This window comes from Stutzerimonas zhaodongensis, assembly GCF_003696365.1.
Taxonomy (GTDB): Bacteria; Pseudomonadota; Gammaproteobacteria; order Pseudomonadales; family Pseudomonadaceae; genus Stutzerimonas; species Stutzerimonas zhaodongensis.
Map to the genome: position 1 here is coordinate 313,627 of NZ_RFFM01000003.1, position 14,369 is coordinate 327,995.

The following is a 14,369-nucleotide window of genomic DNA, read 5'->3' on the forward strand; positions in this document are numbered from 1 at the left end:
CCGATAATCGCTTACCTGTGCGATTAACGAACGGAAATACAGCTTCACGACTAGGGTGGCTAGTGAGCCGTCAGTGAAACAGTCTCGTGCTCAGTTCTTTGCTGGCCTCGAGCAATACCGGCAGAAAGCGCGCTTCCAGCTCTTGCCTGGACACGCGGCTGGCGTGCGTACCGACATTGAGCGCAGCCAGAACCTGCCCGGCAGAGTCCTTCAGCGGCACGGCCAACGAGCGCAGTCCGACCTCCAGCTCTTGATCGATGATGACCCAACCCTTCTGCCGAATCTCTTCCACCGACGCCCGTATGGCCTCTGCGGTATGCAACGTTCGGCTGGTCTTGATCTGCAGATTGGCATGCTCGAGATAGTCGGTCAGCGCGGCATCGTCCAGCGCCGCAAGCAGGATGCGCCCCATGGACGTGCAGTACGCCGGCAGACGGCTGCCAACGCTCAGATCCACCGAAATCAAGCGCTGTGGTGTAGCCGAACGCGCGACGTAAAGGACCTCGTCGCCCTCCAACGTGGCCATGGAGCAGGCCTCGTGCAGCTCATTGCTGAGCCGGTCCAGAATGGGTTGAGCAGTGACCGCCAGCGGCGTTGAGGACAGATACGCATGACCGAGCGTCAGCACTTTGGGCAGTAACGAATAGGTGCGCCCGTCAGTGGTGGCGTAGCCGAGTTTGATCAGCGTATGCAGGCAGCGCCGCACCGCTGCACGCGGTATTTCGGTTCGGTGGCTGATCTGTGCGATGGTCAGGTGGCGCTTGCGCTCCTGAAAGGCATGGATCACAGCCAGCCCGCGGGCCAGCGACGTCATGAAGTTGGGATCGCCGGTCAACGCCTCAATGCGTTTGGCGGGCGAGGCGATAATCGCCGGTGCCATCGATGCAATGCTGGGACGGGTTTCATCACTCATGGTCAGGCCGCTGGGTCAGATGCGATGGGCGATTATCGTCCGATGGGGCGATAATCGCAAAAGCGTACCTGTGGTAATGCCAACGATCGGCTCATGCAGCAATCCCACTGGCTTATAGGTCGTCCGGGACAATGCTCAAGCATAGAGGCCGAGACTGTCCCATCTTTGCGAGCGAGGATTGCTAAGCGCCTGCCCCGCCGTGAGTGTGCGGGGCGTTTCCATCAAAAGGCCTGACTCCTACACGGAGAAGCGACCAACCAGGGCGCGAAGCCCGACGGCGAGCTGTGCCAGTTCCTGGCTGGCAGCGCTGGTCTGGTTGGCGCCAGCGGAGGTTTGCATGGATAGATCGCGGATGTTCATCAGGTTCCGGTCTACTTCACGTGAGACCTGTGCCTGCTCTTCCGATGCGCTCGCAACGACCAGGTTGCGCTCGCTGATGGTCGCAATCGCAGCGGCGATCTGATCCAGTGCCTGCCCGGCGGCCTGTGCCACAACCAGAGTCGAGTGCGCCTGCTGGTTGCTCTGCTGCATGGCATGCACTGCACTTTCGGTCCCGTGTTGGATGCCGCCAATCATTTCTTCGATTTCCTGCGTTGACTGCTGGGTTCGGTGAGCCAGGGCCCGCACTTCATCGGCTACCACGGCAAAACCACGTCCGGCGTCACCGGCACGGGCGGCTTCGATCGCGGCGTTCAGCGCCAGCAGATTGGTCTGTTCGGCGATGGCGCGAATGACGTCGAGTACCTTGCTGATGTCGCGGACTTTCTCGGCGAGCTGGCCGACCTGGCCAGCCGTCGTGGTGACACCTTGCGCCAGTTCGTTGATGGACTGAACGGTACGGCTGACTTGCTGCTGACCCTCGCGCCCTGACTGCTCCGATTGCCTGGACGCTTCGGCAGTGGCAACGGCATTACGCGCAACCTCATCGACCGCTGCGGTCATCTGGTTTACGGCAGTGGCAGCTTGTTCGATTTCGCTGTTCTGTTGCTGCAGACCGCGACTTGAGTCCTCGGTCACCACGTTGAGTTCTTCAGCGGCTGATGCCAGCTGAGTGGACGAGTCCGAGATGCTCATGATGGTTTCACGCAGGCTGGCCTGCATGGCTTTCATCGACTCCAGCAGACGAGCGGGTTCGTCCTTGCCGACCACCGTGATGGTCTTGGTCAGATCGCCTGAGGCTACGATCTCAGTCACTCGTACAGCTTCAGCCAATGGTTGAACGATGCTGCGAATCAGCAGCCAGGCCAGGAGCGCGGTAACCAGCATGGCCACAACAATGGTAGAGATAACAGCGATACGGGAGCTGTCGTAGGTATCAGCTGACAGATCGGCCGCCACTTTGAGTCCAGCGTTGTTGAAGTCACCGAGAGCGATGAGGGTCTTCATCAACGCGTCGGCATTACCCAGCAGGGTCACATTCAGGTATTCACGTGCTGCATCGGCTTGGCCCTGGCTTACATAGTCCAGGACCTGCTGTTGGTCTTTCAGATATACCTGGTATGCACGGCTGTAAGCGTCATATAAGGCCTGCTCTTCAGCGCCGGTAATGTAGCCCCGGTACTCCGTGCTCAGTTTTTCGACGGACGCTTTCAGCTCACTGATGTTCGACGCGTTTTTCGTCAGCGCAGCCTGATCGGTGAGCACCATCGAGCGAAGCGTGAAGATCCGCTGACGCAGGATCGCCTGGTTGATTTCCTTGAGCGTCGCCAGCGACGGCATCCAGTTCTGGCTAATGTCATCCGAGGCGCTGTCCATCTTCGCCATCTGCATCAGTGAAAACGTACCAAGGCACAGCAAGAGGAGCGCAACCAGACCGAAGCCAAGTGCAGCGCGCGGAGCAATTCCGATGTTGCGTAGAGACATGAGTGTCACCTATCCGAAAGTTAGCCAACTGCGCACCGAAAGGCGGAGACGCCATGGTGCTGGCGGACGCGCGGCCGAGCCGAAACGGTCCATGCTGACTTATCGGTCGATATCGCAGGCGCTCCAGCACCGTCGATCTGTTTGTTGATTTAGATCAATAAGCGGGCACCTGCTGAATCGTCGTCAGCTTCGCGGATAACCCGTGGCAGCACAGAGCGCATCTGCAATCGCCTGGGCCGCAACCGAGAGTTCATGGCCGGGTTTGGTCAATATGCCCACCCGCTTTTCGATAACGGGATCGCTCAGAGCAACGCATTGCGCGCCGACCTCCAGCATCTGCGCGCAGCACAGGGCGGGCACCGCACTGACGCCCAGACCGCAGGCCACCATGCGGCCAACGGTTGCGAGCTGGTGGCTTTCGAATTGCACTGGGAGATTGCGGCCGCGCTGACGAAGATGGTCCTCAAGCATGAAGCGCACCGTGGACGGTCGCTGCAAGGTGATGAAAGGCTGCTCGAGCAGGTCATCCCATACCAGCCCATCGCTGACAGCAAGCGTTGAATCTGCCGGAACAACCGCCACGAAGCGATCCGTGTAGAGCGGGATGAAACTCAACGGCATGCTCGATTCCGGCTCGAAGGCGATGCCCAGCTCTACCTGTCGATCACGCACCATCTCCATCACTTGCTCGTTGATTACGTCATGCACCGTGACACTGATCGATGGATACTGATCGCTGAAGGCACGCAGTATTGCCGGCAACAGGTTGCCTGCGAATGACGGCATCGAGGCAAGCGTTACCCTGCCCTGTTTCAAGGTGAAGCGCTGACGCAATTCGTCCTCGGCATTGTCCCAGTCGGCCAACAACCTGCGTGCCAGTGGCAGCAGCGCCTCACCTTCGGGCGTCAGGCTCACCGCACGCGTCGTACGACTGAACAAACGCCCGCCCATGCCGTCTTCCAGCGCCTTGATGGTCAGGCTCAAAGCCGATTGCGACAGATGCAGCCGCTCGCAGGCTTGAGCGAAGCTCAAGGTATTGGCTACCGCTAGAAAGGCACGCAGCTGTTTGACGGTCATGCTTGGTTCACTCTGCACGCTGTGAAGCGCACGTATTTATTGATTTATTAGTTCAATTAATAGCGCTTAAAAATCAACTTAACAAATCCACAGAGGAAAGGAACACTCGGGAGCACGACCTTCGGGTCACCAACAACAAGAAGGAAAGGTTTATGGCTGGTTTCGACAAGCGCGTGAATTCCTATGCCGAGGCGCTAGAAGGCCTGGAGGACGGCATGACTGTCCTGGCCGGTGGCTTCGGGTTGTGCGGCATCCCTGAAAACCTCATTGCCGAGATCAAGCGCAAGGGCACTCGCGATCTGACAGTGGTTTCCAACAACTGCGGCATCGACGGCTTCGGCCTCGGCGTTCTGCTGGAAGACCGGCAGATCCGCAAGATGATCGCGTCCTATGTTGGCGAAAACGCCTTGTTCGAAAAGCAGTTGCTCGATGGCGAGCTCGAAGTCGAGCTGACGCCTCAGGGCACTCTGGCCGAAAAAATGCGCGCAGGCGGCGCCGGCATCCCTGCGTTCTACACCGCGACCGGGTACGGCACGCCCATCGCCGAGGGCAAGGATGTGCGTGAATTCAACGGCCGTCCGCATATCCTTGAGCACGCCATCACTGGCGACTTCGCCATCGTCAAAGGCTGGAAGGCCGACCGCTACGGCAACGTCATCTACCGGCACACCGCGCAGAACTTCAACCCGCTCGCTGCGGCAGCCGCCAAGGTCACCGTGGTCGAGGTCGAGGAAATCGTCGAGCCCGGAGAGATCGACCCCGCCCAGATCCACACGCCCGGCATCTACGTCGACCGCATCATCTGCGGCACCTTCGAAAAGCGCATCGAGAAGCGCACCGTCCGCAGCTGATCACAAGAATAAGGAACTGACGATGGCACTTTCCCGCGAACAAATGGCTCAGCGTGTCGCCCGCGAACTGCAGGACGGCTACTACGTGAACCTTGGTATCGGCATCCCGACTCTGGTCGCCAACTACGTGCCCGAGGGCATGGAAGTGATGCTGCAATCGGAGAACGGCCTGCTCGGCATGGGCGCCTTTCCCACCGAGGCGGAGCTGGACGCCGACATGATCAACGCCGGCAAGCAAACGGTCACGGCACGCGTCGGCGCCTCGATTTTCAACTCCGCCGAATCCTTCGCGATGATCCGTGGTGGGCATATCGACCTGACCGTCCTGGGCGCTTTTGAAGTCGATGTGCAGGGCAACATCGCCTCTTGGATGATCCCCGGCAAACTGGTCAAGGGCATGGGTGGTGCCATGGATCTGGTCGCCGGTGCCGAGAACATCATCGTGCTGATGACCCATGCTTCGAAAGACGGTGAGTCCAAGCTGCTGCCCAAATGTACGCTGCCGCTTACCGGCGCCGGCTGCATCAAGCGGGTGCTGACCGATCTCGCCTATCTGGAGATCGAGAACGGCGCCTTCATCCTCAAAGAGCGGGCGCCGGGCGTGAGCGTCGAGGAAATCATCGCCAAGACAGCCGGTGAGCTGGTGGTGCCGGATCATGTTCCGGAAATGACGTTCTAGATACGCATGACATTCTTTGGGAACGCAAGTTAGACCCATCGACTGTGAGGGCCAGCGGCTGGTTATTGCCAGCAAGCTGGCTCCTACGGAGGGGTGCGTGTTCAGCAACGCATGCGTTGACGACTTCCGTAATTTAGAAAACGACACACCAGCATCACAACAACATCCAATTCAACTGGAGCCCGACTATGCAAGACGTCGTTATCGTCGCAGCAACCCGTACCGCTATCGGTGCCTTTCAGGGCGCACTGGCCAACATCGCCGCGCCGGACCTTGGGGCCGCCGTTATCAAACACCTGCTGGAACAGACCGGGCTGGACCCCGCCGAAGTCGACGAAGTCATCCTCGGGCAAGTCCTGACAGCCGGCTCCGGCCAAAACCCAGCCCGCCAGGCTTCGATCAAGGCGGGCCTGCCCCACGCGGTGCCCTCCTTCACCCTGAACAAGGTCTGCGGCTCGGGCCTCAAGGCGCTGCATCTGGCTACTCAAGCGATTCGCTGTGGCGATGCGGATGTGATCATCGCTGGCGGTCAGGAAAACATGAGCCTGGCGCCCTATGTACTGCCCAAAGCACGAACCGGGCTGCGCATGGGCCACGCCGAACTGGTCGACAGCATGATCAGTGATGGTCTATGGGATGCCTTCAACGATTTCCACATGGGCATCACCGCCGAAAATCTGGTCGACAAATATGGGATCAGCCGCGAGGCACAGGACGCCTTCGCCGCGTCATCCCAACAGAAAGCGGTTGCTGCCATCGAGGCTGGTCGTTTCAAAGATGAGATCACACCGATCGAGATCCCTCAGCGCAAAGGCGAGCCGCTGCGCTTCGACACCGACGAGCAACCGCGTGCCGGCACCACAGCCGAGGCGTTGGCCAAACTCAAACCCGCTTTCAAGAAGGACGGCTCGGTCACTGCCGGCAATGCCTCCAGCCTCAACGATGGCGCCGCCGCGGTACTGCTGATGAGCGCAGACAAGGCCAAGGCCCTGGGCCTGCCTGTGTTGGCAACCATCAAGGCTTACGCCAACGCAGGCGTTGATCCGGCGGTCATGGGCATCGCACCGGTGTCGGCGACCCGCCGCTGCCTGGATAAAGCGGGTTGGTCGCTGAACGAGCTGGACCTGATCGAAGCCAATGAGGCTTTCGCCGCCCAGGCGCTGTCGGTCGGCCAGGAGTTGGGCTGGGATGCGGAGAAAGTCAACGTCAATGGCGGTGCCATCGCGCTCGGCCATCCCATCGGTGCGTCCGGTTGTCGGGTGCTGGTCACCCTGCTCCACGAAATGGTTCGTCGCGACGTGAAGAAGGGCCTGGCAACGCTGTGCATCGGCGGTGGCCAAGGCGTCGCCCTGGCCATCGAACGCAATTGAACTAACGCATCGGCTCATCAGTGGAGGGTTAACGCCGCAGCCAGGAAAGATCGCAACGATGTATAGATAAAATCGCGGCGCGCGCGATTCGCGCGCCGCCTATAAAAAAGAAGAACAACATAGGATCAACGACCATGCTCAGCTCCGTTACCGCCTTGAGCGTAAAGCTCATTCAGCGATATCTACCCTCACCTTTCGTTTTCGCGATCATCCTCAGCCTCATCGTGCTGGTCGCCAGCATGCTGGTGACCGGCCAAGGCGTGCCCGCCATGGCCAAACATTGGGGGTCGGGTTTCTGGAACCTGCTCACCTTCGCCATGCAAATGGCGCTGATATTGGTCACCGGGCATGCGCTGGCCAGCGCTCCGGCGATTCATCGGTTACTGGCAGGCCTTGCTCGCACTGCGAGGACCCCAGGTCGCGCTGTGGTCATGGTGACCCTGGTCGCACTGGCCGGTTCGTGGATCAACTGGGGTTTCGGCCTGGTCATCGGTGCGGTGTTCGCCCGCGCCTTGGCCCGTGAAGTGAAAGGGGTCGACTATCCGCTGCTGGTCGCAGCGGCGTACTCAGGCTTTCTGATCTGGCACGGCGGGCTCTCCGGCTCCGTTCCATTGTCGCTGGCTACGGGCGGCGCGGATCTGGAGCGCATGACCGGCGGCGTGGTTACCACGGCCATCGGTGTTGGCGACACGCTGTTCACCACCATGAACCTGACCATCATCGGGCTGCTGGTGATCGGCCTGCCGATCCTGAACTGGGCGATGCACCCGAAAGACCCCAAGGTCGCCGACCCCGCGCTGCTGCTTGATCCGGAACATGAACCGCTGCCGCGCAACACCCTGGCGCAGCGTATGGACGACAGCCGCATTCTCAACCTGATCATCGTGGCCCTGGGCGTGGTGTACTTCGGTTACTACTTTGCCGAGAACGGCTTCGCCCTGACCCTGAACATCGTCATCGGCCTGTTCCTGTTCATCGGTCTGGCGCTGCACGGTTCGCCCGAGCGCTACATGCGCGCGGTGCAGGATGGCATCGGCGGCATCAGCGGCATCGTCATCCAGTTCCCCTTCTACGCCGGGATCATGGGGATGATGGTCGGCGCCAACGCGGACGGGCTGTCATTGGGCCGGCAGGTCACCGACACCTTCATTGCCTGGTCGTCTGCCGATACCTTCCCGGTGCTCGCCTTTCTCAGCGCCGGCTTGGTCAACGTCTTCGTACCGTCCGGTGGCGGTCAATGGGCGGTGCAAGGCCCGATCATGCTGCCTGCAGGGCAAGCGCTTGGCGTGGCGCCAGCGGTAACGGCCATGGCGATCGCCTGGGGTGATGCCTGGACCAACATGATCCAGCCATTCTGGGCGCTGCCGATCCTCGGCATCGTCGGCCTGGGAGCGCGCGACATCATGGGCTACTGCCTGCTGATGCTGGTGTACTCAGGCATCGTCATTTCTGGCTGCCTGTACTTCTTTGGCTGACGCGGAGTCCGGTAGGCTGGATGGCGCTTTTTACATTCACCGTCACTCCGTTCGGTGGATCAGTGATCAGTGAAGCGTGATCCACCCTGAGATTGCGCGGCAGGGTGCTTTCTCTGTCGCGCTTTGAAGGGCTGCCTCTACTCCTTCGCCTAATAAAGACCGGCACTTCAAAAAGCTGGCCTGCACTAATGGAAAACCCCGCAAATGCGGGGTTTTTTCATGAAACCAACTTGAGCTATCTGGCGAGATAGAGCCGCATCAGATGCGGAACTGACGAACCAGCGCACCGAGGCGGTCGCCCACACTAGCCAAGTTGCGTGCGGTCTGCGCACCCTGCTGGGTTTCCACCGCGACGTTCTCTACCGCGTTGGCGATCTGGTGAACGCTACGGTTGATCTCTTCGGCAACGGCGGTCTGCTCTTCGGCGGCGCTGGCGATCTGGGCGTTCATGCCGTTGATGGTCGCGATCAGATGAGAGATCGCATCCAGCGATGCACCGGCCTGATTGGCCTGCGCGCTGCTGGCATCGCCCGCTTCGCTGGAACGGCTCATGGCTGCTACAGCCTGCTGTGTGCCGGTCTGCAGGCGATCAATCATGCCCTGGATTTCCTGAGTACTCTTCTGCGTGCGGCTGGCCAGAGCCCGTACTTCGTCCGCTACCACCGCAAAGCCCCGACCGGCTTCACCCGCACGGGCCGCTTCAATGGCGGCGTTGAGTGCCAGCAGGTTGGTCTGCTCGGCAATCGAGCGAATCACATCCAGCACACCGACGATGGCGCGAACATCCTGCTGGAGAGAATCCAGCGAGGTGCCGCTGCTACGGATTTCTTCAACCAGCGAGTGAATCTGACGGATGCTGGAATCGACCACCGCCTTGGCCTGCTGGCCTTCCTGATCGGTCTTCTGGGCCGCTTCGGCCGCACCCTGGGCGCTATGGGCCACTTCCTGCGCCGCAGCGGACATTTCGTTGATGGCGGTGGCGACCTGATCGGTTTCCTGCCTTTGGGTTTCCATCGCTTTTTCAGAGCGCTGGGCCTGGGAAGCCACCTCGGCGACCATGCCGGTCAACTGGCCGGTCATTTCGGCGACCTGAGTCACCATGGTGTGGATCTTGCCAACGAAGCGGTTGAAGGAGCCAGCCAGCTGGCCTAGTTCATCCCTGCCATGCTCCGGCAAACGATGTGTGAGGTTGCCATCGCCGGCGGCGATTTCGTCCAGCTGGTCCTTGATGACCTGAATCGGGCGAACGATAGAGTTGCTTACCACTACACCGGCAATGCCAAGCCCAACGAGCAACACAGCGGCGATTACCAGAATGCTGGTGAGAATGGACTGCACGCGCTCCTCGATGTCCGCCCGGACTCCATCGAGTGCCAGTTCGATGCCATCCAGGTTGATGGCAGTACCCAGAGCCATGTCCCACTTGGGCAGGTAATAGCTGTAGGCAAGCTTGGGCACCTGAACCTTGTCGTTGCTTGGCAGGGGCGATGAGTAATTGACGTAGTAGGTGTTGTTCTTCGCGACCGCAACCAGCTCACGGTTGATATAGACGCCATTGGAATCGCGACGATCATTCAGATTGGAGCCGACATCGACCGGGCTGTCGCCACGGAAGAGGCGAACCACATTCGAATCATGTCCGAAAAAGTAGCCGTCTTTGCCGAACTTGATCTTGGAGAGAATGGCGATGGCTTGCGCGCGGCTGGCCATGTCGCCTTGAGCGGCGGGCTCGTAAAGGTGAGCGACGCTGCTGATGCCGATACGGATGTAATCCTCAAGCCGTGCACGGCTGTCCTGGATCATCCGCTCGCGGGTATCAGCGACTTCTTCCTCGGCCATTCCGTTAAGAATTTTTGCCACCGCTCCGCTGAGCACCAGCGCGAACAAGGCAACGGGTATCAGTGCCAACAGCAGCACTTTGAGTTTCAAGGTCATACGCATGGTGGATCTCGAGTGAGTTGTTGGTACTCACGGGTCATCGGCTGACCGTCCGGATACTTCAATGCTCAATCTCGGGAATGACGACCGGTTCCAACTTCGGCGCTGACGTGAGGTTGCTGACTCTGAGTTGGAATAAAGACCAATCTTTACCGAGCATGCTTGCTCTCAGCCCAGCCTGACCGCTCGTCGCAATTTATGTAAGCCACACCGAACGGGCACTCTATCTCCGCCGTTTCGCTTGTTTTCGGCGCCATATCCACTCGTCTGAACGGAGATATCGGCCAGTTCACCTTCGCAACTTTTTATTTCAGACTTGAGTCGCAGTTAACAGACAGAGCTAAGCATCCATGAATTGAAAGGAATTAGACCTGCTGCGGCGTCATCCTCGTGTGAGCCGGAAATGAAGGAATTCGACAAGCGTCGCAGTAGCTTTCTAGTGCGGTGTGGTGGGTCTTCAGGGATAGGGAAAGGACGATGCTCTTCAACTCCGTGATCTTTATCGCCGGATTTCTTCCGGTGGTTCTATTTGGCTTCATCATTCTCGCGGGCACCGGAAGGCAACGATACGCAGCAATCTGGCTGACGCTCGCCTCGCTGGTTTTCTACGGATGGTGGAACCCCGCCTACGTACCCTTGCTGGTCGGCAGCATGGTCGCGAACTACCTCATCGGCGGCTATCTGATGCGCCGCCCTTCGCGATTGCTGCTGATACTCGGTGTCGCGGCAAACGTCGCCTTGCTCGGGTACTACAAGTACACGGGCTTTCTCTTCGGCTCGCTCGATAGCCTGTTAGGGCTGGGTTGGTCAGTGGGCGACATCATCCTGCCCCTGGCGATCTCGTTCTTCACCTTTCAGCAGGTCGCCTATCTGGTGGATGCCCACGATGGCGAAGTGAGCGAGCACGACTTCGTCAATTACTGCCTGTTCATCAGTTTCTTCCCGCAGTTGATCGCCGGGCCTATCACTCACCACGGCGAAATGCTCAAGCAGTTCAAGGATGGCAGCACATTTCGGCCGCGCATCGACAACATCTCGTTGGGCATTACCGTGTTCGTGCTGGGGCTGTTCAAGAAGGTGATCATCGCCGACCCGCTGGGGGCCAATGCCTCACCGATCTTCGCGGTCGCGGCCGACGGCACCGTGCCCGCGCTTTACGACGCATGGTTTGGCGCCCTGACCTACACGCTGCAAATCTACTTCGACTTTTCCGGCTACAGCGACATGGCCATCGGGCTGGGCCTTATGTTTGGTCTGCGACTACCAGTCAACTTCAACAGCCCATTCAAGGCGCATAACGTCATCGACTACTGGTCACGCTGGCACATGACGCTGACGCGCTTTCTCACCGCCTACATCTATAACCCAATCGTCATGCGCATCACGCGGTCACGGATGGCTGCAGGCAAGCCGATGCCGCGGCGAGGCAAGATGAGCCTCGGCACCTTCGCTGTTCTGGTGGCCTATCCAACGGTGCTGACCATGTTCATCTCCGGCGTCTGGCATGGCGCAGGGTGGCAATTCGTGGTGTTCGGCCTGCTGCATGGTTTCTATCTGGTGGTCGCACATGGGTTTCGCGCCTACAAGGCCCGCCGTGGTTTGCCGCTGGACAGCAACAAACTTGTGCATCACTGCGGGGCCGTCCTGCTGACATTTCTTTGCGTGGTCGTGGCAATGGTGTTCTTCCGCGCCGAGAGCGTGACCGCAGCGATGGCCATGCTGTCAGGCATGGTCGGCCTGAGCGAGCAGACCACCAAGTTCGACAAGTCCGACTTCCTCACCATTGCCCTGCTGCTCGCATTCGTCTGGCTGATGCCCAACGTGCAGCAATGGATCACCCGCTTTCAAACCGCCCTTGACGCAAGACCAGAGCAAAGCTGGCTGCTGCGCTGGTTTCCCGTCTTCTCGTGGAGCCCGACCCCGGTCATTGGTGTCGCGATTGGTGTACTTGGGTTCTTTGCGCTGGCGGTGGCGTTCTCCGTGGCGCCAACCGAGTTTCTCTACTTCCAGTTCTAAACGACAAGGAGTGAATGGCTAATGGATCAGCTTCTCTGGCTGGCTCAACATCCGGACCTCGGCGCTGCCATCGGTGAAGCAAAGCGCGTCGCCGACCCGGTCGAACGATTGACCGAAGCCGCGAGGCTGGCTGGCTTTCGTCGCGACTTCACTCAGACCGCGCGGCTTGATCGGCTCGCAACCGATGGCCTGCGTGCCGTGACACAGGGCGATGCGAGCGTGCCCGGCCTGCGCCCGCTGCGTATCGCCTTGCTCGCTTCCCATACGGTCGATCACCTTGTACCCGCCATCCGCGTCGCCGGGCTTCAACGGGGCTTGGCGATCTGCGCATACGTTGCCCCATATGGAATGTACCGTCAGGCATTGCTGATGGAAGACGCAGCCCTCAACGACTTTGGCCCACAGCTGATCGTGCTGGCCCTGGACGCCCGCGATGCGCCGCTGCAATTGCCGCTGGAAGCATCGCTGGACCAGGTGGACGCCGCGATCGCCGAGCGAGTCGATGAATTACGCCTGCTCTGGCGCCGTGCCCGCGAGCGTCACGCTGCGCAGGTGGTGCAGCAGACCATCGTCCCTGCTGATCCGCCCCTCTTCGGCTCCTTCGACGCGCTTGTCCCAGCCGCGCCCTATGCCGTGATTGATCGCCTCAACGCAGCCATACGCGCCGCGGCGCGGGAAGACGGCGTCCTACTGATGGACCTCGCTTGGGAAGCGGCGCGCAGCAGCTACGGTGACGGGCTGGCTGAACCGCTGCGCTGGCATCAGGCCAAGCAGCTGGTGAGCCCGAACCTCGCACCGCTGTATGGCGACCAACTAGCCCGGATCGTGGCGGCAAGCGTCGGCCTGTCACGCAAATGCCTGGTGCTGGATCTGGACAACACGCTGTGGGGCGGTGTCATCGGCGACGATGGCATTGACGGCATCCACCTCGGCCAAGGTTCGCCAAGCGGTGAAGCCTTTCTCGCCTTTCAGCGTTACGCGGCACAGCTGGCCCGGCGCGGAATCATCCTGGCGGTGTGCAGCAAGAACGATATGAGCGTCGCAGAAGCGGCTTTCGAGCACCCCGAAATGGCGCTCAAGCGCAGCGATATCGCCGCATTCGTCGCCAACTGGGAAGACAAGGCCGGCAACCTGCGGCGCATCGCCTCGATGCTGGATATTGGCCTGGACAGCCTGGTATTCGTCGACGACAACCCGGCCGAGCGCGACATCGTTCGTCGCGAACTACCCGAAGTCGCAGTGCCGGAATTGCCGGATGACGTGGCCGACTACCCGGCCCGCGTCGCTGCTGCAGGCTTTTTCGAGGCCGTCTCCTTTACGTCGGATGACGCCAGCCGCGGTCGCAACTACGCGCTGAACGCTGAACGCAAGGCCGCGATGGGTCAGTCCACTGACATGGAAGGCTATTTGCGCGGGCTGGAAATGGTGATGACCGCAACGCCCATCGGCGCCTCCGAACTTGCGCGCAGCACACAGCTGATCAACAAGACCAACCAGTTCAATCTCACTACGCGCCGCTACAGCGAGGCAGAAGTCGAGCGCATTGCCAGCGACCCGCGCTCCGTGGCCTTGGCTATCCGCCTGGCCGACAAGTTCGGTGACAACGGCCTGATCAGCGTCGTCCTGGCGCGCCCGGACAGCGCCTTCGCTGACGACGAGTTGCTGATCGACAGCTGGTTGATGAGCTGTCGCGTGCTGGGCCGCCAGGTCGAAGAAGCGGTCCTCGAAGTCATCACCAGGGCTGCAATCGCAGCAGGCTACAACGCCCTCATCGGCGAGTACGGCCCCACCGAACGCAACGGCATGGTCGCTGAGCATTTCCCGCGATTGGGCTTTACCCAACACCAGATTCCGGCAGGCGCGCCCAGCGACGCGACCTTCTGGCGTCTGGACCTCACACACGACACCCCTTCCCGCCACTTCATCGAGGTAAAAGCATGACCGAGGCAGACGCACTCAAGGAACTCACGGCGGTTTTTCACGATGTGTTCGACGACGACAGCATCGTGCTCTCCCCGGAGATGACCGCTAACGACATCGACGGCTGGGATAGCCAGACCCACGTCATGCTCACGGTGGCGGCGGAGCAGCGCTTCGGCATCAAGTTCAAGACGGCCGAACTGGAATCGCTGCGTAATGTCGGCCACTTCGCCCAGGTCATCAGCGCCAAACTCGAAGGAAAATAAT

At 60.2% G+C, this 14,369-nt stretch carries 11 protein-coding genes; 7 read left to right on the forward strand and 4 right to left on the reverse strand.

Annotated features, from left to right (window positions below):
- Positions 1 to 70: 70 nt before the first annotated feature.
- The 3 genes from EA797_RS15560 to EA797_RS15570 form a co-directional block, all read right to left on the reverse strand.
- Positions 71 to 913: an IclR family transcriptional regulator domain-containing protein gene (locus tag EA797_RS15560; protein WP_122166795.1), complete on the reverse strand. Its 843-nt coding sequence runs from the start codon at positions 911 to 913 to the stop codon at positions 71 to 73.
- Between the two features lie 237 nt (positions 914 to 1,150).
- Positions 1,151 to 2,776, reverse strand: coding sequence for a methyl-accepting chemotaxis protein (locus tag EA797_RS15565; protein WP_122166796.1), 1,626 nt, complete (start codon positions 2,774 to 2,776; stop codon positions 1,151 to 1,153).
- Between the two features lie 183 nt (positions 2,777 to 2,959).
- A complete protein-coding gene (locus EA797_RS15570) occupies positions 2,960 to 3,853 on the reverse strand; it encodes a LysR family transcriptional regulator (RefSeq protein ID WP_122166798.1) in 894 nt (297 codons plus the stop codon).
- A gap of 152 nt (positions 3,854 to 4,005) precedes the next feature.
- Between EA797_RS15570 and EA797_RS15575 the strand changes: the two genes are divergently transcribed.
- From EA797_RS15575 to EA797_RS15590, 4 genes are all read left to right on the forward strand, one after another.
- Positions 4,006 to 4,704 (forward strand): CoA transferase subunit A, encoded by a 699-nt coding sequence (locus tag EA797_RS15575; RefSeq protein WP_122166800.1) that lies wholly within the window; start codon positions 4,006 to 4,008, stop codon positions 4,702 to 4,704.
- A 22-nt stretch (positions 4,705 to 4,726) separates the two neighbouring features.
- Positions 4,727 to 5,383, forward strand: coding sequence for a CoA transferase subunit B (locus tag EA797_RS15580; RefSeq protein ID WP_122166802.1), 657 nt, complete (start codon positions 4,727 to 4,729; stop codon positions 5,381 to 5,383).
- 188 nt (positions 5,384 to 5,571) lie between these two features.
- Positions 5,572 to 6,753, forward strand: coding sequence for an acetyl-CoA C-acetyltransferase (locus tag EA797_RS15585; RefSeq protein ID WP_122166804.1), 1,182 nt, complete (start codon positions 5,572 to 5,574; stop codon positions 6,751 to 6,753).
- 134 nt (positions 6,754 to 6,887) lie between these two features.
- Complete coding sequence (locus tag EA797_RS15590) at positions 6,888 to 8,228, forward strand: short-chain fatty acid transporter (protein ID WP_122166806.1); 1,341 nt, start codon at positions 6,888 to 6,890, stop codon at positions 8,226 to 8,228.
- 258 nt (positions 8,229 to 8,486) lie between these two features.
- Here the strand turns inward: EA797_RS15590 and EA797_RS15595 are convergent, their stop codons facing one another.
- Positions 8,487 to 10,169 carry a methyl-accepting chemotaxis protein gene (locus tag EA797_RS15595; protein WP_122166808.1) on the reverse strand — a complete coding sequence of 561 codons (1,683 nt, stop codon included), beginning with the start codon at positions 10,167 to 10,169 and terminating at the stop codon, positions 8,487 to 8,489.
- A gap of 474 nt (positions 10,170 to 10,643) precedes the next feature.
- Here EA797_RS15595 and EA797_RS15600 point away from each other — a divergent pair, with 474 nt between their 5' ends.
- From EA797_RS15600 to EA797_RS15610, 3 genes are read left to right on the forward strand one after another with little or no spacing between them, the layout of a single operon-like run.
- Positions 10,644 to 12,182 carry an MBOAT family O-acyltransferase gene (locus EA797_RS15600; RefSeq protein WP_122166810.1) on the forward strand — a complete coding sequence of 513 codons (1,539 nt, stop codon included), beginning with the start codon at positions 10,644 to 10,646 and terminating at the stop codon, positions 12,180 to 12,182.
- A 21-nt stretch (positions 12,183 to 12,203) separates the two neighbouring features.
- Positions 12,204 to 14,123 (forward strand): HAD-IIIC family phosphatase, encoded by a 1,920-nt coding sequence (locus tag EA797_RS15605; protein ID WP_122166812.1) that lies wholly within the window; start codon positions 12,204 to 12,206, stop codon positions 14,121 to 14,123.
- Positions 14,120 to 14,368, forward strand: coding sequence for an acyl carrier protein (locus EA797_RS15610; RefSeq protein ID WP_122166814.1), 249 nt, complete (start codon positions 14,120 to 14,122; stop codon positions 14,366 to 14,368). Before EA797_RS15605 ends, EA797_RS15610 begins: the two co-directional genes overlap by 4 nt.
- Position 14,369 lies beyond the last annotated feature (1 nt).